Annotated in this window: 16 protein-coding genes and 1 pseudogene; 5 read left to right on the top strand and 12 right to left on the bottom strand. The window is 74.9% G+C overall.

The window, feature by feature from the left end:
- Positions 1 to 72: 72 nt before the first annotated feature.
- The 8 genes from R4Z62_RS24915 to rimP form a co-directional block, all read right to left on the bottom strand.
- Complete coding sequence (locus R4Z62_RS24915; RefSeq protein WP_491520922.1) at positions 73 to 4,083, bottom strand: trypsin-like peptidase domain-containing protein; 4,011 nt, start codon at positions 4,081 to 4,083, stop codon at positions 73 to 75.
- A gap of 320 nt (positions 4,084 to 4,403) precedes the next feature.
- Complete coding sequence (truB, locus tag R4Z62_RS24910; protein WP_491520921.1) at positions 4,404 to 5,309, bottom strand: tRNA pseudouridine(55) synthase TruB; 906 nt, start codon at positions 5,307 to 5,309, stop codon at positions 4,404 to 4,406.
- Positions 5,306 to 5,767, bottom strand: a complete 462-nt coding sequence (gene rbfA / locus R4Z62_RS24905; protein ID WP_064535546.1) for a 30S ribosome-binding factor RbfA — start codon at positions 5,765 to 5,767, stop codon at positions 5,306 to 5,308. Before rbfA ends, truB begins: the two co-directional genes overlap by 4 nt.
- Positions 5,768 to 5,899: 132 nt before the next feature.
- Entirely contained in the window at positions 5,900 to 6,196 is a 297-nt protein-coding gene (locus R4Z62_RS24900; protein ID WP_064535545.1) for a DUF503 domain-containing protein, read from the bottom strand.
- Positions 6,197 to 6,443: 247 nt separating this feature from the next.
- Positions 6,444 to 9,530 (bottom strand): translation initiation factor IF-2, encoded by a 3,087-nt coding sequence (gene infB / locus R4Z62_RS24895; RefSeq protein ID WP_382847499.1) that lies wholly within the window; start codon positions 9,528 to 9,530, stop codon positions 6,444 to 6,446.
- A 150-nt stretch (positions 9,531 to 9,680) separates the two neighbouring features.
- A complete protein-coding gene (locus R4Z62_RS24890) occupies positions 9,681 to 9,977 on the bottom strand; it encodes a YlxR family protein (RefSeq protein ID WP_355485244.1) in 297 nt (98 codons plus the stop codon).
- A 90-nt stretch (positions 9,978 to 10,067) separates the two neighbouring features.
- A complete protein-coding gene (nusA, locus tag R4Z62_RS24885) occupies positions 10,068 to 11,069 on the bottom strand; it encodes a transcription termination factor NusA (protein ID WP_064535543.1) in 1,002 nt (333 codons plus the stop codon).
- A gap of 2 nt (positions 11,070 to 11,071) precedes the next feature.
- The gene (rimP, locus tag R4Z62_RS24880) at positions 11,072 to 11,626 is read right to left on the bottom strand and encodes a ribosome maturation factor RimP (protein WP_491520920.1); all 555 of its coding nucleotides are present in this window, start codon (positions 11,624 to 11,626) and stop codon (positions 11,072 to 11,074) included.
- Between the two features lie 224 nt (positions 11,627 to 11,850).
- Here rimP and R4Z62_RS24875 point away from each other — a divergent pair, with 224 nt between their 5' ends.
- The 4 genes from R4Z62_RS24875 to R4Z62_RS24860 all read left to right on the top strand — a co-directional run bounded on the left by R4Z62_RS24875 (position 11,851) and on the right by R4Z62_RS24860 (position 15,622).
- The gene (locus tag R4Z62_RS24875) at positions 11,851 to 12,534 is read left to right on the top strand and encodes a hypothetical protein (RefSeq protein ID WP_491520919.1); all 684 of its coding nucleotides are present in this window, start codon (positions 11,851 to 11,853) and stop codon (positions 12,532 to 12,534) included.
- Positions 12,531 to 13,007, top strand: coding sequence for a DUF4439 domain-containing protein (locus R4Z62_RS24870; protein ID WP_491520918.1), 477 nt, complete (start codon positions 12,531 to 12,533; stop codon positions 13,005 to 13,007). The genes R4Z62_RS24875 and R4Z62_RS24870 overlap by 4 nt, the downstream gene beginning before the upstream one ends.
- Positions 13,008 to 13,148: 141 nt before the next feature.
- Positions 13,149 to 14,063, top strand: coding sequence for an aminoglycoside phosphotransferase family protein (locus R4Z62_RS24865; RefSeq protein WP_491520917.1), 915 nt, complete (start codon positions 13,149 to 13,151; stop codon positions 14,061 to 14,063).
- A gap of 347 nt (positions 14,064 to 14,410) precedes the next feature.
- Entirely contained in the window at positions 14,411 to 15,622 is a 1,212-nt protein-coding gene (locus R4Z62_RS24860; RefSeq protein ID WP_491520916.1) for a chloride channel protein, read from the top strand.
- A 97-nt stretch (positions 15,623 to 15,719) separates the two neighbouring features.
- Here the strand turns inward: R4Z62_RS24860 and R4Z62_RS24855 are convergent, their stop codons facing one another.
- From R4Z62_RS24855 to R4Z62_RS24845, 3 genes are all read right to left on the bottom strand, one after another.
- Positions 15,720 to 17,423 carry a proline--tRNA ligase gene (locus R4Z62_RS24855; RefSeq protein WP_064535537.1) on the bottom strand — a complete coding sequence of 568 codons (1,704 nt, stop codon included), beginning with the start codon at positions 17,421 to 17,423 and terminating at the stop codon, positions 15,720 to 15,722.
- 73 nt (positions 17,424 to 17,496) lie between these two features.
- On the bottom strand, positions 17,497 to 18,087 hold the full coding sequence (locus R4Z62_RS24850; protein WP_064535536.1) for a GNAT family N-acetyltransferase: 591 nt from the start codon (positions 18,085 to 18,087) through the stop codon (positions 17,497 to 17,499).
- 127 nt (positions 18,088 to 18,214) lie between these two features.
- Positions 18,215 to 19,063: a GNAT family N-acetyltransferase gene (locus R4Z62_RS24845; protein WP_064535535.1), complete on the bottom strand. Its 849-nt coding sequence runs from the start codon at positions 19,061 to 19,063 to the stop codon at positions 18,215 to 18,217.
- Positions 19,064 to 19,283: 220 nt separating this feature from the next.
- Between R4Z62_RS24845 and R4Z62_RS24840 the strand changes: the two genes are divergently transcribed.
- On the top strand, positions 19,284 to 21,146 hold the full coding sequence (locus R4Z62_RS24840; protein WP_382847489.1) for a SpoIIE family protein phosphatase: 1,863 nt from the start codon (positions 19,284 to 19,286) through the stop codon (positions 21,144 to 21,146).
- A gap of 142 nt (positions 21,147 to 21,288) precedes the next feature.
- Here R4Z62_RS24840 and ispG read toward each other — a convergent pair.
- Positions 21,289 to 22,447, bottom strand: a pseudogene (ispG, locus tag R4Z62_RS24835) (flavodoxin-dependent (E)-4-hydroxy-3-methylbut-2-enyl-diphosphate synthase).
- Between the last annotated feature and the right edge of the window lie 112 nt (positions 22,448 to 22,559).

The raw sequence follows: 22,559 nt of genomic DNA, 5'->3' as shown, positions 1-22,559 counted from the left end.
GGGCCCTGTGACCGGGTGCACGTGAGCGGCGGGCGTGCGCGGCGGCGTGCGCGGCGGCGTGCGCGGCGGCGGTCAGACGGGGACCGGCGGGACGGCCGTCGGCGGCGGGACGGGGGCCGCTGCCCCGGCCGGCTGCTTCTCACGGGTCCTGCGGGCGCCGGGGCCCACCAGGACGGCCCAGTCGTACGGCGCGCCGGTGAGCCAGCCGGCCAGCCGCGCGGCGAAGCCGGGGACCTCGCGGCCCAGCTCCGCGAGGGCCCGGTCGAAGACGGCCGCGCCCTGCGGGGTGCGGACGAGCAGCAGCCCGACCCGGTGGACGAGGAGCCGCAGATCCTCCTCGGCGCCGGGCGCGGCGGCGCGCAGCACCGTGTCCAGCACGCCCGGGTCCGTCTCGCGGGTCAGCAGCAGATCGAGCAGTTCCCGGCGCGGCACGCGGGACGCCGGGGAGCCGGGCGTGGCGAGGACCGCGCCCAGGGCCGAGCGCAGCACGGCGGGGCCGCCCGCGGGGCTGTCCGGACAGTGGGGGCTGTCGGGGCAGTCGGGGCCGCTGGTCTCCAGGAGGGCGGTGAGCAGCGGGAACAGCATCGCGCGGGCGCCCGGCCCCTGGTCGAGGCGCCGGTCGACGTACTCCGCGACGGCGGCGGCGGTGTCCGGCGCCCGCGTCACCGCGTCCCGGACGACGGCGGCGACGCGCCGGGCGAGCACGGGTGTGGTGGCGTCGGCGAGGGTGCGCAGCGCCTGCGCCGCGCCGGGGCCGTGCCGCAGCCGTTCGCCGAAGGCGGCGAGGACCGCCTCGGGGTGGGTCGCCAGCGCGGGGGTGAGCGCGTCGGGCGGCAGGTGGGCGTCACCGGCGGCGAAGTGCCGCAGCGCCTGCGGGAGGTGCCGGGCACGGGTCGCCGGGTCGGCCACGAGCAGGGCCAGGGCGCCGCCGTGCAGGGCGGTGTCGGCGGGACGGGCGAGCACGGCGCGGGCGGCGCCGCTCAGCAGCGCGCGGTCCGAGTCGGCGCGGACGTGGGGCGCGCTGCGCAGTGCCTGTGCCACCGCCGTGGCGCGGCGGTCCGGCTGTTCGTCGTGCGCCCATCGGGCGACGGCCCGGCACAGGAGGGCCGGTTCCTCCTCGGCGAGCGCGGTCAGCAGTTCGGCGGCGCGCGGGTGCGGGCAGTCGGCGAGTGTCTCGGTGAGGTCGTCCGGGTCCGGGTCGCGGTGGGCGTAGAGCAGCGCTTGTGCGGCCGTGGCCACGGTGGCGTGCGGCGCGGCGGGCAGGGGCCGCTCGTCGTCGAACCAGCGGGTCAGATGCGGTCGCACCGTGGCCGGTTCGGCGACGAGGAGCCGGGCGACGGCGTCCAGATAGCGGAGCGGACGAGGGCCGCCCGGGGCGGCAGCGGTACCGGCGCCCTGCGGGGTACCGGACGCCTGCGGGGAACCGGCCGCCGGCCCGGGGCCGGGTGCGGACACCTGAGCCGCCGGGTCGGCGGCGGGCGCCTGCGCGGGGTGGGCGGTGGGGGGCGTCCGCGCCGGGCCGGTGGCGGCTTCCGCCGGTCGGCCGCCGGTGCCCTCCCGCCGTGCGGGATCTTCGCCGGGCCGCCGCGCGGGGTCTGTGGCCGCTTCCCACGCGGGACCGCTGCCGGTCGGGACGGTCCCCCACGCGGGACCGTCGGCGGGGCCGGAGCCGGAGCCGGGCTCCCGCGCCGGGCTGTCGCTCAGGAGGAGGCGGCGGAGCAGGTCGCAGCGGTCGGTGGCCGGCAGATGCAGCGCCGCCCAGAAGCCGGGTCCGAAACCGCTCGGCACCGGGAGGCCGCATTGCCGCCAGACGCCGATCCGGTCGGCGAGCAGCCGCAGCACACCGGCGTACGGCGTGGCGTCCGTGACGCGCCGGAGGACGCCGGCGAGCAGCCGGGACGCCCACCACGAGTGCGGGTCGCCGTCCAGGGCGCACAGCAGCTCCTCCAGCCGGACGGCGAGGCGGCGCGGGCCGTGCTGGCGGGCGAGCAGGAGCAGGGCCTGGACGACCGGGCCGATGCGGTGGTGCGGCACGGGCAGCGGGCGGCGCGGCTCGCCGGGGATGTGCCGCCGGTGCACCAGGACCCGCAGAGCCTCGTCCAGGTCGAGGTGGCCGCCCTGGATCCAGTCGGCCAGCTCCTCGTGGGCGAAGCAGTAGCCGTCACCGGCCGGGACGATCAGGCCCTCGGTGAGGACGGCCGACGCCCAGCCGGTACCGCCGCCGAGGCGCGCGGGGGCGGGCCCCCAGGGGAACACCTCCTCGAACGTGGCCCGGTCCAGTTCCCCCCGGCCGGGGCCGAGGCTGCGCCGGGCGGCCTCGTGCACCTGGCCGGAGACCCGGGCCGCGAGGCGGCGGACGGCGGTGCCGCGCAGGTCGTTCTCGGCGGCCAGCCGGACGGCGACGCGCAGGCACATCAGGTCCAGGTGGGCCGCGAGCACGTCGGCACGGTCGAGGCGGGGGTGGCCGCCGGTGCCGGGCAGCGCCGCCCGTACCTCGGCCAGCAGCCGGAGCGTGAGGGGGTGGCGGGCGTCGGCGTCGGCCAGGGCGCCGTCCGGGATCCGGTGCCGGGCGCGGGCCGTACGCGCCTCCTCGGGGCGCAGGTCCCCGAGCCGCAGGCAGGCCGCGGAGGGATCCGCGGGGCCGTCCGCCGCCGTGACGGCCGCCGCCTCCCAGTACTCGTCCCGGCAGGCGACCACCAGCCGCGCCCCCGTGCCGTGCAGCCAGCGGGCGGTGCTCTCGGTCCACTCGGCGAGCCGGTCCGCCAGGGCGGACGGCATCTCCTCGGGGCCGTCCAGGAGGAGCAGCAGCGGCCGCCCGTGGGCGCGGGCGAGCTGGGCGAGCCGCTCCGGGGTGAGACCGGCGAGACCGGTCGGCAGCGGTGCCCGCGCGGCCGAGACGATGCGGGCCGCCCGCTCCAGCGCCCGGCCGGCCGCGTCCGCCACCGAGGTGTCGGCGCCGTGCAGGTCGGCGCCGCGCAGCCACAGGGTGGGCGCGGGGGCGTCCCCGCGGGCGCGGTGCCCGGCCAGCGCCGCGAGTTCGGTCGTACGGCCGCTGCCGGGCGGCCCCACCAGGCCGAGCACCGCCGGTCCGGTCGCCGGGCCGCGCCCGAACGCGTCCAGCTCCCGGGCCACCGCGGGCCGCTCGACCGGCGGCCCGTACGGGGCGGGCGCCGGGGCGGACGGATGGTCCGGGAGGGCGCCTCGCGGGGCCTCCTGGGCGACGGAGGTGGCCGTCAGTTCCAGCACGCCCGCCAGGTTCAGATCAGGGCCGTAGGCGGGGACGGTGGCCGCGTTGCGGGCGAGCAGTCCGGACAGGGGGCCGTCCGGGCCGTCGCCGGGCGACAGCGGTACCGCGAGGCCGGTGACGCGGGGGCCGGAGCAGAGGGCCGTGCCGAGCACGGCGGCGACGGCGCCGGTCTCCGGGTCCAGCACCGGTCCCCCGGCGGCTCCGCCGCCCGGCCGCAGGGCGTCGCGGCCCGCGGTGCCGATGGCGAGCTCCAGGACGCCGTCCAGGCGGTGGGAGCGGCCGTCGGCGGGGTAGGTGGCGGTGGCCGTGTCCAGGACGCGGGCCTCGCGCCAGCCGCCGGCCGCGATCCGCACATAGCCGCCGGCCCGCACCCGGCCGGGTGCCGCCACCGGCAGCGGCGCGAGGTCCAGGCCCTCGGTCCGGACGAGCGCGAGGTCCAGGCCGGGCAGTTCGGTCACGGCGTCGGCGCCCACGACGTGGGAGCGGCCGTCCGTGCCGTGCGGGTGCAGTACGAGCGCGCTGAGGCCGGCCACGGTCTCGTGGCTGGTGATCACGGTGCCGTGGTGGTCGGCGGCGAAGCCGGTGCCGCGCGGGCGTCCCGCCAGGTCCCTGACGTACACCAGGGAGGCGTCCAGGACGCGGTCGCGCGCCCCGGCGGTGGCCGAGGGCCCGGGAGGGGGCTTCGGAGCGGCGGTCACGGCGGGAGCGGCCCCGGCAGCGGCCCCCGCCACCGGTCCGCGGCGCGGCGCGGGCCGCAGGGCGTGCCTGCCGCCGCGGTGTCCGCCGGGCGCGCCGCCGGACACGGCCTCCGGCCGCGGCTCCCGTGCTGCCGCCATGGTCCGACCTCCCCCGCCCGTGCCGCCGTTCCGCCGTGCAGCCGCGCCCAGTGCCTGTCGCGTCCCCGTCGACATGTCGATCTCGTCCCGGTTCCGCCCTGTCCCCGACGGTAGGCGCGAAACGATCAGCGGGAAAGATCGTGAGGCGAACGCGCCCCCCTGCGCCCCCGCGGTTCACTCCGAGCGCCTGCACGGTCGGGTGAATATCCGGGGGTCGCCGGATACCGGCCGGGAGCGGGGGAAGCGAGCGCCCCCGTGGAGCGGCGGCCGGGGGGACACCCCGTGTCCACCGCTCCACGGGGGCGGAGGCGGGCGGCCGGTCAGGCGAAGACGGCCAGGCTCTTGGCCTTGCCGCGCTCCTCCTCGACCAGCGCGAGGAAGCGTCCCTCGGGGTCGAAGACGGCGACGGGCCCGCCGCCCGCGTACTCCTCGGGCATCTCCAGGCGCACGCCGTTGCCGAGCAGCCGGGCGCGCCGGGCGTCGATGTCCCAGCGCCGGAAGGCGGCGGTGGCCGCGTCGGCGACCGGCATCACGGTCAGCTCCTGCTGGAGCTGGTCGAGCGTCCGGGCGCTGTCCAGCTTGTACGGCCCGACGCGGGTGCGCCGCAGCGCGGTGAGGTGGCCGCCGACCCCGAGGTCGGCGCCCAGGTCGCGGGCGAGGGCGCGGATGTAGGTGCCCGAGGAGCAGACCACCGAGACCACCAGGTCGAGCACCGGGGTGCCGTCCTCGGCGACGGCCTCGCGGACGTCGTACACCGTGAAGGAGGAGACGGTCACCGGCCGGGCGGGGATCTCGAACTCCTCGCCGTCGCGGGCCCGCTTGTAGGACCGCACGCCGTTGATCTTGATGGCGCTGACCTTCGACGGCACCTGCATGATGTCGCCGGTCAGCTTGGCGACGGCGGTGTCGACGGCCTCCCGGGTGACGCGGGAGGCGTCCGCGCAGGAGGTGATCTCCCCCTCGGCGTCGTCGGTGACCGTGTTCTGGCCGAGCCGGACCGTACCCAGGTACTCCTTCTCGGTCAGCGCGAGGTGGCCGAGGAGCTTGGTGGCCCGCTCCACCCCGAGGACGAGGACCCCGGTCGCCATGGGGTCGAGGGTGCCGGCGTGGCCGACGCGGCGGGTCCTGGCGATGCCGCGCATCTTGGCCACGACGTCGTGCGACGTGAAGCCCGACGGCTTGTCGACGATGACAAGGCCGTCGGGCGGGGTGGGCTTGCTGGTCATTCGGTGCTGTCGTCCGTCTCGTCGGTCGCGTCCTCGGACCCGGGCTTGCGGTACGGGTCCGCCTCACCGGCGTAGGCGGCGCCCGCGGAGGCCTCGCGCACCTTCTCGTCGGACTGGCGGGCCCGGTCGAGGAGGCTCTCGATGGTCCGGGCGTTGTCCGGGAGGGCGTCGGCGACGAAGGCCAGGGTCGGGGTGAACTTCACCCCGGCGGCGCGGCCGACCTCGGAGCGCAGGATGCCCTTGGCGCTCTCCAGTCCGGCCGCTGCGGCCTTGCGCTCCTCGTCGTCCCCGTAGACCGTGTAGAAGACCGTCGCCTCCCGCAGGTCGCCCGTGACCCTGGTGTCCGTGATGGTGACGTGCGAGCCGAGCCGCGGGTCCTTGATCCCGCGCTGGAGCTTCTGGGCCACCACCTCTCGGATGAGGTCCGCCAGCCTTTTCGCCCGCGCGTTGTCGGCCACTGGTCCGTCTCCCGTTCCTCTTGTTGCTTCTTGGTGCTTCTTGGTGCTTCTTGCTGCTGCGTTCTGCGGTGTGGTGCGGTGGGGGCGGTCGAGCCCGCCGCCCGCCGGTCCGGACCGGACCGGACCGATCTTCTAGTCGTCGTCCTCGCCGTGGTAGCGCCGTCTGGCGGACAGCAGCTCCACTTCGGGGTGCCCGGCGACCAGCCGCTCGCACCGGTCGAGTACGTCGGTCAGGTGCGCCGCGTCCCCCGAGACCACGGCGAGGCCGATGACGGCCCGCCGGTGGAGGTTCAGGTGGTCCACCTCGGCCGCGCTCACCGCGAACTTCCGCTGGAGCTCGGCGACGATCGGGCGGACGACGGAGCGCTTCTCCTTCAGCGAGTGGACGTCGCCGAGGAGGAGGTCGAAGGACAGAGTCCCCACGTACATGTGTGTCCGGGTTGCCCGCCGGTACGGGATCGATGGTCCTGCCTTCGATACGGGCAGGGACATCAAGAACGGTACCGCGATCCGGCCGGTGGCTCGACGGGGTTTCCCGTCCGCCCCCGCGCCGGGGCCGCGGCCCGGGGCCGCACGGAGCAGGGGCGCACCCCCATGACGGCGGTGCGCCCCTGGCGCGCCGCACCGGCCGGCGGGAACCAGGTCCCGTCGGCCGGTGCGGTGATGCCGTGGGGTGTTACACCCGCGGCTTCTCGCGCATCTCGTACGTCGCGATGACGTCGTCGATCTTGATGTCGTTGAAGTTTCCGAGGTTGATACCGCCCTCGAAGCCTTCGCGGATCTCGGTGACGTCGTCCTTGAAGCGGCGCAGGCCCTCGATGTTGAGGTTCTCCGCGATGACCTTGCCGTCGCGCAGGAGCCGGGCCTTGGTGTTGCGCTTGACCTCGCCGGAACGGATGAGGACACCCGCGATGTTGCCCAGCTTGGAGGAGCGGAAGACCTCGCGGATCTCCGCCGTGCCCAGCTGGACCTCTTCGTACTCCGGCTTGAGCATGCCCTTGAGGGCCGCCTCGATCTCCTCGATCGCCTGGTAGATGACCGAGTAGTACCGGACGTCCACGCCTTCGCGCTCGGCCATCTGCTGCGCACGGCCGACCGCGCGCACGTTGAAGCCGATCACGATGGCGTCGGAGCCCATCGCCAGGTCGATGTCGGACTCCGTGACCGCACCGACGCCGCGGTGCAGGACGCGGATGTCGACCTCTTCGCCGACGTCCAGCTGGAGCAGGGAGGACTCCAGGGCCTCGACCGATCCGGACGCGTCGCCCTTGATGATCAGGTTCAGCTGCTGGACCTCGCCGGCCTTGAGCACCTTGTCCAGGTCCTCCAGGGACACGCGGCGCGTGCGCTTGGCGAACGCGGCGTTGCGCTCGCGGGCGGCGCGCTTCTCCGCGATCTGGCGGGCCGTACGGTCCTCCTCGACCACGATGAAGTTGTCGCCCGCACCCGGGACGTTGGTCAGGCCGAGGACCTGGACCGGCGTCGAGGGACCGGCCTCGGCGACGTTGTTGCCGTTGTCGTCGAGCATGGCGCGCACGCGGCCGTAGGCGTCGCCCACCACCATCGTGTCGCCGACCCGCAGGGTGCCTCGCTGGACGAGGACCGTCGCCACGGCACCGCGGCCGCGGTCGAGACGGGACTCGATCGAGATGCCCTGCGCGTCCTGGTCCGGGTTGGCCCGCAGGTCGAGCGAGGCGTCGGCGGTCAGGATGACCGCTTCCAGCAGGGAGTCGATGTGCAGACCCTGCTTGGCGGAGATGTCGACGAACATGGTGTCGCCGCCGTACTCCTCGGCCACCAGGCCGTACTCGGTCAGCTGACCGCGCACCTTGGTCGGGTCCGCGCCCTCGACGTCGATCTTGTTGACCGCGACGACGATCGGGACGTCGGCCGCCTTGGCGTGGTTGAGCGCCTCGACCGTCTGCGGCATGACGCCGTCGTTGGCCGCGACGACCAGGATCGCGATGTCGGTCGACTTCGCACCACGGGCACGCATGGCGGTGAACGCCTCGTGACCCGGGGTGTCGATGAAGGTGATCGCGCGGTCCTCGCCGTTGACCTCGGTCGCGACCTGGTAGGCACCGATGTGCTGGGTGATGCCGCCGGCCTCGCCCGCGATGACGTTCGTCTTGCGGATGGCGTCGAGCAGCCGGGTCTTGCCGTGGTCGACGTGACCCATGACGGTGACGACCGGCGGACGGACGACCAGGTCCTCCTCGGTGCCCTCGTCCTCGCCGAACTCCAGGTCGAAGGACTCGAGCAGCTCGCGGTCCTCCTCCTCGGGGCTGACGATCTGAACGGTGTAGTTCATCTCGCCGGCGAGGAGCTGCAGCGTCTCGTCCGAGACGGACTGCGTGGCCGTGACCATCTCGCCCAGGTTCATCATGACCGCGACGAGCGACGCCGGGTTGGCGTTGATCTTCTCGGCGAAGTCGGTGAGCGACGCACCGCGCGACAGGCGAATGGACTCGCCGTTGCCGCGAGGCAGCATCACGCCGCCGACCGACGGGGCCTGCATGGCCTCGTACTCCTGGCGCCGCTGCCGCTTCGACTTGCGGCCACGACGCGCCGGACCGCCGGGACGGCCGAAGGCACCCTGTGTGCCACCGCGGCCACCGGGACCGCCGGGACGGCCGCCGAAGCCGGGACGGCCACCGCCGCCGCCGAAGCCGCCGCCACCACCGGGGCCACCGCCACCGGGACGACCGGCGAAGCCGCCGCCGCCACCGGGACGACCGCCGCCGCCACCGCCGGGACGGCCGGCGAAGCCGCCGCCACCGGGACGGCCGGCGCCGCCGGGACGACCCGCACCGCCCGGACCGCGGCCGCCGGGGCCACCGCCGGGACGCGGGCCGGCAGCGGGACGCTGCGGCATCATGCCGGGGTTGGGACGCGGGCCGCCGGGACGGGGACCGCCGGGACCGCCCTGCGGACGCGGCATCGCGCCCGGGGTCGGACGCGGACCGCCCGGGGACTGCGGACGCGGACCGCCGCCCTGGGCGCCGGGCGCCTGCGGACGGGGGCCGCCGCCGGGAGCACCGGGGCCGCCGGGACGCTGGCCCTGCGGCCGGGGCGCCTGCGGGCGCGCCATGCCGGTGGAGCCACCGGAGGTGAAGGGGTTGTTGCCCGGACGCGGACCGGCCGGACGGGCACCGGGGCGTGCGCCCTGGCCGCCGGGGCGCGGGGCGCCCTGGCCGGGACGGGCCTGGCCCTGCCCGGCACCGCCGGGACGGCCGCCACCGGGCTTGGGAGCACCGGGACGCGCGCCACCGGGGCGCGGGCCCTGCGCGGCGGCCGGGGACGGCGCCGGAGCCGACGGCGGAGCGGTGAACTCCGGAGCGGCGGGCGCGGCCGGGGCCGGACGCGGGGCGGGCTTGGGACCCGGCACCGGACGCGGGCCGGGGGCCGGCGCGGGGGCCGAGGGGGCCGCGGGCGTCTGCGCCGCGGCGGGCTTGGGCGCGGCCGGCGGCCTGGGGGCGGCCGGGCGCTCTCCCGCGGGCCTGGCGCCCTGGGAGGTGCCCCCTGCCGGCGCCGGCGAGGGCGCCGCGGGCCTGGGGGCGGCCTTCTTCGGGGCACCCGGCTTGGCGGACCTGCCGCCGCCGCTGCCCTGCTGGAAGGCGTCGGTCAGTTTGCGTACTACGGGCGCCTCGATCGTCGAGGATGCCGATCGGACGAATTCACCGAGTTCCTGGAGCTTGGCCATGACGACCTTGCTCTCCACACCGAACTCCTTGGCGAGTTCGTATACCCGGACCTTAGCCACTTCGCTCCTTTGAGGTCCGGGTTGCGGCCGGACCGTCGCTAGTTCATGGGCGTACTCATCGCGTACTCATCGAGTGCTCATCGCAATCTCGACCTGCTTTCGACTCGCGAGGTACCAGGCCGCACGGCGGGTTCCGTGCGGCTCGTCTTCCTACCGTGTTGCCTGCTCGGCAACTGTTGTCCGCTCGACGTGGTGGCGCAACGCCTTTGTGTCGAGCGCTCCCGGGGCACGCAACGCCCGCGTGAACGCCCGGCGGCGTACCGCCTGGTCGAGACAGACCGGGGCGGGGTGTACGTACGCACCCCGGCCGGGCAGCGTACCGCGAGGATCGGGGACGCACTCGCCCTCGATCGCCACGATGCGCAGCAGATCCGTCTTGGCCGCTCGCTCCCGGCACCCCACACAGGTGCGTTCAGGGCATACTCGGGCCTGCGTCCGGCCAGACACCGCTAAGTCTACCTCCCCGCACGCACCTCACCCCTCGGGGGGAGGATTCGAACGGTTGTTGTCGTGATCCCAGCGCTGTGCGGCCTGGATCTATTCCCCGGCGGTCTGTTCCCCGGCCTGCTCGGTGTCCGGGCGGATGTCGATGCGCCAGCCGGTGAGGCGGGCGGCCAGCCGGGCGTTCTGCCCCTCCTTGCCGATCGCCAGGGACAGCTGGTAGTCCGGCACGGTCACCCGGGCGGAGCGGGCCGCCAGGTCGACGACCTCCACCTTGGAGACCCGGGCCGGGGAGAGCGCGTTCGCCACCATCTCGGCCGGGTCGTCCGACCAGTCGACGATGTCGATCTTCTCGCCGTTCAGCTCGCCCATCACATTGCGCACCCGGCCGCCCATGGGGCCGATGCAGGCGCCCTTGGCGTTCAGACCCGAACGGGTGGACCGCACCGCGATCTTCGTACGGTGGCCGGCCTCGCGGGCGATCGCCGAGATCTCGACCGAGCCGTCCGCGATCTCGGGCACCTCCAGGGCGAAGAGCTTCTTCACCAGATTGGGATGCGTGCGTGAGAGAGTGACGGACGGACCGCGCACGCCCTTGGCCACCCGGACGACGTACGAGCGAAGCCGCATGCCGTGCGGGTACGTCTCGCCGGGTACCTGCTCCTGCACCGGCAGGATGGCCTCCAGCTTGCCGATGTCCACGAGCACGTTCTTCGGGTCGCGGCCCTGCTGGACGACACCGGTGACGATGTCGCCCTCGCGGCCGGCGTACTCGCCGAGCGTCGCGTCGTCCTCGGCGTCGCGCAGCCGCTGGAGGATGACCTGCTTCGCGGTGGTGGCGGCGATCCGGCCGAAGCCGGACGGGGTGTCGTCGAACTCGCGGGCCCGCTGGCCCTCTTCGAGGTCCTCCGGGTCCTCCTTCGCCCACACGGTCACATGCCCGGTCTCCCGGTTGAGCTCCACGCGCGCGTGGCGGCGGCTTCCCTCGGTGCGGTGGTAGGCGATGAGGAGGGCCGACTCGATCGCCTCGACCAGCAGGTCGAAGGAGATCTCCTTCTCCCGCACCAAGCCCCGCAGGGCGCTCATGTCGATGTCCACGGCTACGCCTCCTCCTCTTCCTTCATGTCCTTCTCGGTCCTGCTGTCCGTGCTGCCCGCGCTGTCGCTGCCGCCGGTGCTGTCCTTGCGGTTGAACTCGACCTGCACGCGGGCCCTGGCCACGTCGGCCAGGGCGACCCGGCGGGCCGTGGGCCTGCGGCCCTTGACTCCGGGCACTTCGAGGTCGAGTCCTTCGTCGTCGACGGCGATGATCCGGGCCACCAGCTCGCCGCCCTCGGCCAGCTGGAACTTCACCAGCCGGCCCGTGGCGCGCACATAGTGCCGGGGCTGGGTGAGGAGGCGCTCCGCGCCCGGGGTGCCGACCTCGAGGGTGTACTCCCCCTCGCCCATCACGTCGCTCTCGTCGAGCTTCGCCGAGAGCGCGCGGCTCACATCGGCGATCGCGTCCAGGTCGGCACCGGTCTCGGAGTCGACGACGACGCGCAGCACCCGCTTGCGTCCCACGGAGTCCACGGCGATCTCTTCGAGATCCAGCCCCTGGGAGGTGACGAGCGGTTCCAGCAGCTCCCGCAGCCTCTCGCTCTGGGTGGTGCTCATCCGGGTGACTCCTCGGCCGCGTGTGCTGTTGTGGGACGGTTCGCGTGTCTGGTCAAAGGGTATCCGGTCCCAAGGGGTGTTGCCGTCCACCTGGGCGAGGGTGGTGGCGCTGAGCCGCGCCCGGGACGCGCGCGGGTACGGTGATCACGGGCAGGGCCTGTCCGTCCGCCTGTCCGTCTGTTCGCCCTTCCCGCTTCGTACGTACGCACCCGAGGACGTCTGCCGTGCCGTTCCCCTCACCCTCGCAGGCCCCCTCGGGCCCGCGCAGAAGGAGCCTGCTCGCCTCGGCGGCGGGGGTCGCCCTGCTCGCGGGCTGCTCCGCCGGAGGCGACTCCTCCGGTGACAGCGGCGGCGGTCCGTCGCTCGCCGACCGGGTGCGCGCGGGCGCGGTCCGGGACAGCGAGGACCTGGCACGGCGCTACGACGCCGTGCTCGCCGCGCATCCGGCGCTGGCCGGGCGGCTGGCGCCGCTGCGGGCCGAAGTGGCGCGCCACGCCGCCGCGTTCGGCGGCGCGGGAGCGTCCGCGGCGGCGCCAGCCCCCTCCTCGACGGCGACGGCAGGATCCGGCGACGGCGCGACCCCGCCCGCGTCACCGGCCGCGACGGACGCGGTGCGGGCAGCGGTGGGCGGGGGCGGCGCGGCGGGTACGGCGGGGCCTTCCGGTTCCGCGGGTGCGCCCGCCTCCGGCGGTGCGGCGGCGTCCGGCGGTGCGGCGGCCTCCGCTTCGGCGGGGGTTCCGGCCCGTCCCGGGGACGCGCTCGCCTCGCTCGCCGCGGCGGAGCGCTCGCTCGCCGACCGCCGGACGGACGCGCTGCTCCAGGTGCCCGGCGAGCTGGCGCGGCTGCTGGCCTCGGTGGCGGCGGCCGGGGCGGCGCACGCGTACCTGCTGACCGAGGGGGGCGAGTGAGCAAGGCGACCGAGCAGGAACTGCGGGCGCTCCAGGCGGCGCTGGCCGCGGAGCACGCCGCCGTGTACGGGTACGGCGTGGTGGGCGGCCGGGTCGGCAAGGACCGGCGGGCGGCGGCGCGGGCGGCGTACGACGCCCATCGGGCGCGCCGGGACGCGCTGGTGCGCGAGGTCCGCGGCCTGGGCGGGCAGCCGGTGGCCGCTGCGGCCGCCTACGCGCTGCCGTTCCCGGTGCCCGACGCGGCCACCGCGCTGCGTTTCGCGGCCGAGCTGGAGGACCGGGTGGCCGGGGTCTACGCCGATGCCGTGCGGGCCGCCACCGGGCAGCGGCGGCGGGAGGCGGCGGGTGCGCTGCGCGAGGCGGCGGTCCGGGCGGTGGGCTGGCGCGGGGGGAGCGTAGCCTTCCCTGGTCTCGCCGAACGCGCCGGTGCCGACGGTACGTCGGCGACACCGCCTCCGGCAGCGACGCCGTAGCGCGGCGAGCGGCGGACGGCCGCGTCCGCCCGGGGTACGCGGTGCACGAGGTGCACGAGGTGCACGCGGTGCATGAGCGGGGCGACCCCGTCCGGCCCCGGCACCCGGGCGTCCAGGTCTCCAGGAAGGGAACACTCGCGCATGGCTTTCGAACCGCCTCGGCGTCTGGTCCGGGCGCTCGGCGAGACGTCGCCGGACGGTGACGACTGGCTGGAGCGGCTGCCCGTACTGGCCGAGCGGGCCGCCGCTCTACGCGGGTCGACCGTCGAGCGGGTGCAGGTGCCCGGCGGGCGCAGCAGCCTGGTCGTGCTGGTGCGGCTGGCGGACGGGACGCCCGCCGTGCTGAAGCTGGCCCCGCCCCGGGCCCGGCCCGGCGCCGAGCGGGCCGCGCTCGCGCACTGGGACGGCCGGGGCGCGGTACGGCTGCTGGAGCCGGAGTCGGCCGGGGCGGACGAGGAGGCCGGTGTGCTGCTGCTGGAACGGCTGCACCCGGAGGTGTCGGTGCGGTCGCTGCCGGAGGCGCGGGCCCTGCTGGAGGCGGCGGGCACACTGCGGCGGCTGTGGGTGGAGCCGCCGCGGGGGCATCCCTTCGAGACGGTCGCCGAGCGGACCGGGCGGCAGGCGGACGCGATGCGGGCGAGCGCGGAGCGCGACCCGGACGTGGCGCCGCTGGTCGAGAGCGCGCTCACGGCCCGTACGGAGCTGCTGGCCGCGCCGCCCGGACCGCGGCTGCTGCACGGCACGTTCCGGCAGAGCAAGGTGCTCGCCGGGGACCGGGTGCCGTGGCTGGCCGTGGGGCCCGACCCGGTGGTCGGCGAGCCCGCCTTCGACCTCGCGCGCCTCGTCCGCGACCGGGTGGAGGACCTGATCGCCTCCCCGTCCGGGCCGGCCATCACCCGGCGCCGGATCAAACGCCTGGCGGAGTCCCTGGAGGTGGACCGCGAGCGGCTCACCGGCTGGACCTTGTTCCGCGCCGTGGAGTCCGGCGTCCGGGCCCGCCGCGTCGGCCGCCCCCGGGACGCCGAACTCCTGCTGGAATTCGCCGGCTGGCTCTGATCCCCGGGCACCGCGCCCGTCCCCGGTCGCGGGACGAGGGCCCGGCGCCGCCGATTCCGGCCCGGTGGAGCCGGGAGCGGTACGAGCCCCGGCCCGAGTGCTGGTGGCCGGTTCGCGCGGGCGGCGCGACACACGCGCCAGGCGGCCCTTCGGCCCGCCGGGACGGGAGACGATGCCCGGACAGGGTGCGGCAGCGGCCGGCTGCCCGGGAAGGGCGGGCGATGGACGGCGGACGGGACGACGGCCCAGGTCAAATCAGGTCCGGCGGCGCGGAGACGGCGGGGCAGCCGAACCTTGTCGCGCCCTCGGACGTTCCGGCGCTGTCCGCGCGGTTCTGGGTTCTGGTGGTGGCCACGGGTGTGCTCGCGGGCTTCGCGGGCGCCGCGCTGATGGTGGTGCTGCATGCGGCGGCCCACCTCACGTACTCCTACCGTTCGGGGAGTTTCCTGACCGCGGTCGAGGAGGCCGGCGCGCTGCGTCGTGTGGTGGCGCCGGCCGCCGCGGGGGCGGTGGCCGGGATCGGCTGGTGGCTCCTGCGGTGGTGGACGGGCCCCGGCGGCTCGGAGGTGAGTACGGCGCTGTGGCGGGACGAGGGGCGGCTGCCGCTGCGGCGGAGTCTGGGCACCGCGGTCCTGTCCGTGGTGACCGTCGGCATGGGTGCCTCGCTGGGGCGCGAGGGGGCGCCGCGGCTGGCCGGTGCGGCGCTGGCCTCCCGGCTGTCCGACTGGGCCCGTCTGGACGTCGCGCACCGCCGACTGCTCGCCGCCTGCGGCGCCGGGGCCGGCATGGCGTGTGTGTACGACGTCCCGCTGGGCGGGGCGCTGCTGACGCTGGAGGTGATGCTCGGTGTCCTGTCGCTGCGCCTGGCCCTGCCCGCCCTGGCCACCTGCGGTATCGCCACCGCGGTCTCCTGGACGGTCCTGCCCGCCGGGCCCACCTACCGGCTGCCCGAGGTGAGGCTGTCCACGTCCCTGACCGTGTTCGCCGTGCTGATCGGGCCGCTCGCCGGACTGGTCGCGGTCGGCTGGGTGCGGATGATCCGGATCGCGCACGAGCACCGGCCCGCCGGGTGGGGACCGCTCATCGCGCCGCTGCTGGTCTTCACCGTGGTCGGGGTGCTGGCCGTGCCCTGTCCCGAACTGCTCGGCAACGGCAAGGACATCGTCCAGCTCACGCTCTCGGCGCAGGTCGCCGCGCCCCTTCTCGTGGCCCTGCTCCTCCTCAAACCGCTCGCCACGGCCGGGAGCCTGGGCAGTGGCGCCAGCGGCGGACTGTTCACCCCCACCATCGCCACCGGTGCCCTGCTCGGCTCCCTGGCGGGGCAGGGCTGGGCACACGCATGGCCCGCCCCGGCGGCCGGTTTCGCCCTCATCGGCGCCGCCGCTGTCCTCGCCGCCGCCATGCAGGCTCCGGTCGCCGCCGTCGTCCTGATGCTGGAACTCACCCGCACCGTCGACGCCCTGATGGTCCCCCTGCTCTTCGCCGTCACCGGCGCGATGCTCGTCTCCCGCCGGCTCGACACCCCGTCCATCTACTCCGTACGCCTGCCCGCCCAATGACAGCCCGATGACACCCGCCGCACACCGCTTCGGGCGCGGCCGCCGCCACCACGTCCACGGCCCGCGCCCCGGGGACGGGGCTTGGGCCGTGCGCGGGTCAGGCGGTGAGGCGGGCGAGGGCCTCGTCGACGGTCAGTTCCTCGCGTTCGCCGGTGCGGCGGTCCTTCAGCTCGACGACGCCCTCGGCGGAGCGGCGGCCGGCGACGAGGATCTTGGGGACACCGATCAGTTCCGCGTCGGTGAACTTGACGCCCGGGGAGACCCCGGCGCGGTCGTCCACGAGGACGCGCAGTCCGGCGGCGGCCAGCTTGGCGGAGACGTCCAGGGCCAGGTCGATCTGGAGGGCCTTGCCCGCGGCGACCACGTGCACATCGGCCGGGGCCACCTCGGCGGGCCAGACCAGGCCGTGCTCGTCGGCGTGCTGCTCGGCGAGGGCGGCGACGGCGCGGGAGACGCCGATGCCGTAGGAGCCCATGGTGACGCGGACCGGCTTGCCGTTCTGGCCGAGGACGTCGAGCTTGAGGGCGTCGGTGTACTTGCGGCCGAGCTGGAAGATGTGGCCGATCTCGATGGCGCGGTCCAGCTTCAGGCCGGTGCCGCACCGGGGGCAGGGGTCGCCCTCCTGCACGACGACCACGTCGACGTAGGCGTCGACCTCGAAGTCACGGCCCGCGACGACGTTCTTCGCGTGCGTGTGCTCCTTGTTGGCGCCGGTGATCCAGGCGGTGCCGGGGGCCACGCGCGGGTCGGCGATGTAGGTGGTCTTCTCGCCCAGGCCCTGCGGGCCGACATAGCCGCGCACCAGGTCGGGACGGCCGGTGAAGTCCTCGGCGGTGACCAGTTCGACGGCGGCCGGGGCGAAGTGCGCCTCGACCTTGCCGAGGTCGACCTCGCGGTCCCCGGGCACGCCGACGGCGACGATCTCGCCGTCCACCTTGACCAGCAGGTTCTTCAGGGTGGCGGAGGCGGGGACGCCGAGGGAGGCGGCCAGCGTCTCGATGGTGGGGGTGTCCGGGGTGGGGATCTCCTCCAGCGCGGGCACGCCGGAGCCGTCCACCGGCTTCAGCTCGTACGTGATCGCCTCGGTGTTGGCGGCGAAGTCGCAGTTCGGGCAGTCGGCGAAGGTGTCCTCGCCGGCCTCGGCCGGGGCGAGGAACTCCTCGGACCGGGAGCCGCCCATGGCGCCCGCGGTGGCCGCGCAGATGCGGTAGTCCAGGCCGAGGCGCTCGAAGATGCGCTGGTAGGCCTGGCGGTGCAGGGCGTAGGACTCGGCGAGGCCCTCGTCGGCCGTGTCGAAGGAGTAGGAGTCCTTCATCAGGAACTCGCGCCCGCGCAGGATGCCCGCGCGCGGCCGGGCCTCGTCGCGGTACTTGCTCTGGATCTGGTAGAGGATGACCGGCAGGTCCTTGTAGGAGGACGCCTGGTCCTTCACCAGCAGGGTGAAGATCTCCTCGTGGGTGGGGCCGAGCAGATAGTCGCCGCCCCGGCGGTCCTGGAGGCGGAACAGCTCGGCGCCGTACTCGTCCCAGCGGCCGGTCGCCTCGTACGGCTCCCTCGGCAGCAGCGCGGGCAGCAGCACCTCCTGGGCGCCGATGGCGTCCATCTCCTCACGGACGATCCGCTCGACGTTCGCGAGGACCTTCTTGCCCAGCGGCAGCCAGCTCCAGACGCCCGCGGCGGTGCGGCGGACGTAGCCGGCGCGGACCAGCAGCTTGTGGCTGAGGACCTCGGCGTCGGCCGGGTCGTCGCGCAGCGTCTTGGCCATCAACTGGGACATGCGCTGGACCGGTGCGTTCGCCATCGTTCTCGTACTCCTGCCGGATATCGGTGATGGCTAGGAGGTTAGCCGGGCGGACGGCGGCGGTGGAAATCGGTCAGCGGCCCTGGGGGGTGCGGCGGCGCAGCGGAAGCGGGGCGCCCATCACGGCGTACGGCCGCGGCGCGCTGGGGAAGAGGACCTGGCGGGCCAGGTCGGTGTAGCCGAGGGAGTGGTAGAGGCCGCGGGCCGGGCTGTCGGTGTCGATGGCGGAGAGGATGGAGCGCGGCTCGGCGGCGGTGTCGGTGACGGCGGTGATCAGGGCGCGGCCGACGCCCCGGTTCTGGTGGGCCGGGTGGACGTGCAGTTCGGTGATGACGAAGGAGCCGTCCAGCCAGTCCTCGTGCCCGCGGGCGCGCAGATACGGTTCGACGACGGTGGACCACCAGTGGGTGCGGTCGTTGGGCATGCCGTAGACGAATCCGGCGAGCCGGCCGTCCGCGGTGGTGGCGCCCAGTGCGCGGGCCCCCGGGCAGGTCATGTGGCGCAGCACGATCTGGCGGCGTACGGCGACCTCCTCGGCGCCGAGTCCGAAGGCGACGGCCTGGACGGCGAGCGCCTCGTCGACACGGGCCGCCAGATCGAGGGGGCCGATCACGATGTCGTCTCGGCGGCCGGGGCCGGGGCCGTGACCGGGAATGTGCGCCATGCCGGGGAGACTACCCGGCCGCCGTCCGCCGCCGGAGCCGCGCGGGCGGCTGGGCGGACGGGCGGACGGGCGGACGGGCGGACGGGCGGACGGGCGGACGGGCGGACGGGCGGACGGGCGGACGGGCTCAGAAGAGCACGCTGGTGAACGCGCCGACCTCCTGGAAGCCGACGCGCCGGTAGGTGCGCCGGGCCGGGGCGTTGAAGTCGTTGACGTAGAGGCTCACCACGGGGGCGACGTCCGCCAGCGCGTAGCGCAGCACCGCGGCCATGCCGGGGGCGGCCAGGCCCCGGCCGCGGTACTCGGGGGCGACCCAGACGCCCTGGATCTGGCAGGCCCGGTCGGTGGCGGCGCCGATCTCGGCCTTGAACATGACCTTGCCGTGCTCGTCGAGGCGGGCGAAGGAGCGGCCCGAGCCGACGAGTTCGGCGACCCTGGCCTGGTAGAGGAGTCCGCCGTCGCCGGCCAGCGGGGAGACGCCGACCTCCTCGGTGAACATCGCCACGCAGGCCGGCATGATCGTCTCCATCTCGTCCTTGCGGACGCGGCGGACGTAGGGGTCGGCGGCGATGTCGTCCGGCATCCGGTCGGTGATCATGAGGGGCTGGCGAGCGCGGACCTCGCGGGCCGGGCCCCAGCTCGGTTCGAGGAGCCGCCACAGCTCGGTGGTGGGCTCGCTGGGGCCGACGATGGAGGAGCAGCGGCGGCCGGCCCGCCGGGCGCGGTCGGCGAAGGCGCGCACGGCGCGCGGGGTGGCGCAGATCGGGACCAGGTTGGCGCCCGCGTAACACAGGGACGTGAGCATGCCGTCCTCGTACCAGCCCCACATCTCGCCGCCGAGCCGCCACGGGTCGAGGCCCGCGATCCGCACCCGGGAGGTCACGAAGGCGTTCGCGACCGGCTCGCGGTCGAGGACGGCGAGCGCCGCGTCCAGGTCGCTCGGTTCGAGCACCCGTGAGGTGGTCTGGGTCAACACGTACGGGGCCTCACGCTGGGGTTCCGCTGATCTCCGCACTGTACCTGCCGAATCCTGGCGGCGCCGCCCTCCCGGAAGGGCCGGGCACCGGGCTGTCTGATATGTGGCAGTGTGGGCGGTTATGGGTACCCCTCATGTCGAGCCGGGTTCGGAAAGCGGTGATCACGGTGGCACCACCTCGGACGGCGGTCCGGAGCGGCGAGGGCGAGGGGCTGAGGCCATGAACACGGCGGACGTCGCCCTGGAACCGGACTTCGCGCGCGCGGTCCTGCACGACCTGGGCACCGGCGTCTTCACCATCGACGCCGCGGGGTGCATCACGTCGGTCAACCCGTGGGCGGAGCGGCTGCTGGGCCGCTCGGAGGCGGAACTGCTCGGCCGGGACGCGCACGACGTGCTGCACCGCCGCGCCGACGGCACCGAGATGCCGCGCGGGGAGTGCCGGATGCAGACGCCGCTGGAGGGCGCCCGGCCCGTCGAGGAGGGCTGCGAGGAGTACTTCCTGCGGGCCGACGGCTCGGTCCTGCCGATCATCTGGACCACCACGTCACTGCTGGTGGCGGGCCGCCCCGCGGGTCTTGTGGTGTGCTTCGACGACTTCGGCGCGCACCGGGCGGCCGAGGAGCGGATGGCCGCGCACGCCGCCGCGCTGGAGGCGCTGACCGCCCGGCTGAACCTGCTGGCGGACGTCTCCTCGGTGCTGATGTCCGCTCTGGAGGCGTCCGGGCGGATGCGCCGGCTGCTGCAACTGCTGGTGCCGGAACTGGGCGACTGGGCGGAGGTGGCGCTGTGCTCGGAGCGGTCCGGGCTGCTGGAGCGGGTCGCCGTGCGGTGCCCGGCGCATCCGCGGCGGGCGCGGCGGCTGGAGGGCGCGCTGCCGCCGCTGCCGGTGGACGCGCGGGCGGCGGTGGAGCGGGTGATGAGCGCCGACGAGCCGGTGCTGCTGACCGCCGCCGAACTGCGGGACCCGGGCTCCCCGCTGGCCGCGCTGGCCGTGACGCACGGAAGGCTCTTCGAGCGGCTGGGCGGCCACACGGCCGTCGTGATGCCGCTGTCCGCGCGCCGCAACCACTACGGGATGCTGACGGTGGGCCGCTCCGGTGACTCGCCCGCGCCCACCGCGGCGGAGGTGCGGCTGCTCGCCGACATCGCCCGCCGGCTGGGTCTGGTGCTGGACAACGCCCGGCTCTACCAGGAGCAGCGCAGTGTCTCGGAGACCATGCAGCGCCAGTTGCTCGCCCCGCTCCCCCAGGTGGACCACCTGCGGATGGCCGCGCGCTATCTGCCGGCGCAGAGCGCGATGGAGGTCGGCGGCGACTGGTACGACGCCTTCCTGCTCACCGACGGGGTGATGGCCCTGGTGATCGGGGACGTGGTCGGTCACGACCTCCAGGCCGCCGCGCACATGGCCGAGGTCCGCAACATGCTGCGCGCGCTGGCCTGGGACCATCAGAAGCCGCCCAGTCTGATCATGTGCCGGCTGGACGAGGCGGTCACCAACACCAGTGACGCGCCGATGGCCACGCTGATCTTCGCCCGGATAGAGGGGCCCGAGGGCGGGCCGTGGCGGCTGAACTGGGTCAACGCCGGGCATCCGCCGCCGCTGCTGATCACCCGGGACGGCGAGGCGCGGTTCCTGACGGCGGGGCACGGCCCGCTGATCGGGATGAGCGCCGTCCTGCACCTGGGGCTGAACTGGCCCGACGCGTACGAGGAACTGCCGCCCGAGTCCCTGCTCCTGCTCTACACCGACGGTCTGGTGGAGAGCCGGGACCGGCCGATCGATCTGGGGATGGCCAAGCTCCGCCATCACGCGCAGGTCCTGGCCCGGAGGATGGCCGGGGAGACGGTGGACGACTTCTGCGACGCGCTGCTGGACCGGATCAGGCCCAGCGGCGACGACGCCGCGCTGCTCGCGCTGCATCTGCCGCCGCGCGGTGCGGGAGCCCCGGGCGACCGGGACCCGGCGCCTCCCCCGCAGTCGCCGTACAGCAGTCCGGCGGCGCCGAACCGGGCCGCGCCCGGGTCCCTCCAGGAGGACTCACCGGTGGCGGACCCGACGAGCTGGCTGCGCGAGGAGTGAGCCACTGCGAGGAGTGAGCCACTGCGGGATGTGAGGCCCTACGAGGTGTGCGGCGCCGCGGGGCGCGAGGCCCCGCGCGGTGGGGGATCCGGCGGGGCGTGCGGCCCGGCGGCGTGCCGGGCCGGGTGTCGTCGGCGGCGGGTCAGCCCGCGACGGAGATCTCGGGTTCGCCGGAGGCCACGCCGTCGGCCTCCATCTGCTCGGCCAGCTTCATGGCCTCCTCGATCAGGGTCTCCACGATCTTCGACTCGGGCACCGTCTTGATGACCTCGCCCTTCACGAAGATCTGCCCCTTCCCATTGCCCGACGCCACACCCAGATCCGCCTCACGCGCCTCACCAGGACCGTTCACCACACAGCCCATCACCGCGACCCGCAACGGCACCTCCATACCCGTCAGACCCGCCGTGACCTCCTCCGCCAGCTTGTACACATCCACCTGCGCCCGCCCGCACGACGGACACGACACGATCTCCAGACCCCGCTGCCTCAGATTCAGCGACTCCAGGATCTGGATACCGACCTTCACCTCCTCGGCCGGCGGCGCCGACAGCGACACCCGGATCGTGTCCCCGATCCCCTGCGACAGCAGCGCACCGAACGCCACCGCCGACTTGACCGTCCCCTGGAACGCCGGACCCGCCTCCGTCACCCCCAGATGCAGCGGATAGTCGCACTGCTGCGCCAAACTGCCGGTACGCCTCGATCATCACGACCGGATCGTTGTGCTTCACCGAGATCTTGATGTCCCGGAAACCATGCTCCTCGAACAGCGACGCCTCCCACAGCGCCGACTCCACCAGCGCCTCCGGCGTCGCCTTCCCGTACTTCTGCAGCAACCGCCGGTCCAAAGACCCCGCGTTCACCCCGATCCGGACCGGCGTGCCGTGGTCCTTCGCCGCCTTCGCGATCTCCCGCACCTGATCGTCGAACTTCTTGATGTTCCCCGGATTCACCCGCACCGCCGCACACCCCGCCTCGATCGCGGCGAACACATACTTCGGCTGGAAATGAATGTCCGCGATCACCGGGATCTGCGACTTCCGCGCGATCACCGCCAGCGCGTCCGCGTCATCCTGCGTCGGACACGCCACCCGCACGATCTGGCACCCCGACGCCGTCAGCTCCGCGATCTGCTGCAACGTCGCACCGATGTCCGACGTACGCGTCGTCGTCATCGACTGCACCGACACCGGCGCGTCTCCGCCGACCGCCACGGACCCGACCTGGATCTGCCGGCTCCGGCGGCGCTCGGCGAGCTTGGTCGGAACGGACGGCATGCCGAGAGAAATCGCAGTCATCTGCTGTGCAACCCCAAGTCGTGGATCAAGGTCCGGCCCCGTTCAGCGGCGGGCTCCAGGCTTCGAGATTACGGCACCGCCCCGATCATCGGCACATCCCACCCGGCAAACC

The organism is Streptomyces sp. PL-25 (assembly GCF_058344915.1).
This window is presented reverse-complemented; position numbering and strand designations above follow the sequence as displayed.

Bases quoted from the DNA above. Each gene is read 5' to 3' on its own strand.
- R4Z62_RS24915 (WP_491520922.1), bottom strand. From the start codon at position 4,083: ATGGCGGCAGCACGGGAGCCGCGGCCGGAGGCCGTGTCCGGCGGCGCG.
- truB (WP_491520921.1), bottom strand. From the start codon at position 5,309: ATGACCAGCAAGCCCACCCCGCCCGACGGCCTTGTCATCGTCGACAAG.
- R4Z62_RS24900 (WP_064535545.1), bottom strand. From the start codon at position 6,196: ATGTACGTGGGGACTCTGTCCTTCGACCTCCTCCTCGGCGACGTCCAC.
- rimP (WP_491520920.1), bottom strand. From the start codon at position 11,626: ATGAGCACCACCCAGAGCGAGAGGCTGCGGGAGCTGCTGGAACCGCTC.
- R4Z62_RS24865 (WP_491520917.1), top strand. From the start codon at position 13,149: ATGGCTTTCGAACCGCCTCGGCGTCTGGTCCGGGCGCTCGGCGAGACG.
- R4Z62_RS24855 (WP_064535537.1), bottom strand. From the start codon at position 17,423: ATGGCGAACGCACCGGTCCAGCGCATGTCCCAGTTGATGGCCAAGACG.
- R4Z62_RS24850 (WP_064535536.1), bottom strand. From the start codon at position 18,087: ATGGCGCACATTCCCGGTCACGGCCCCGGCCCCGGCCGCCGAGACGAC.
- R4Z62_RS24840 (WP_382847489.1), top strand. From the start codon at position 19,284: ATGAACACGGCGGACGTCGCCCTGGAACCGGACTTCGCGCGCGCGGTC.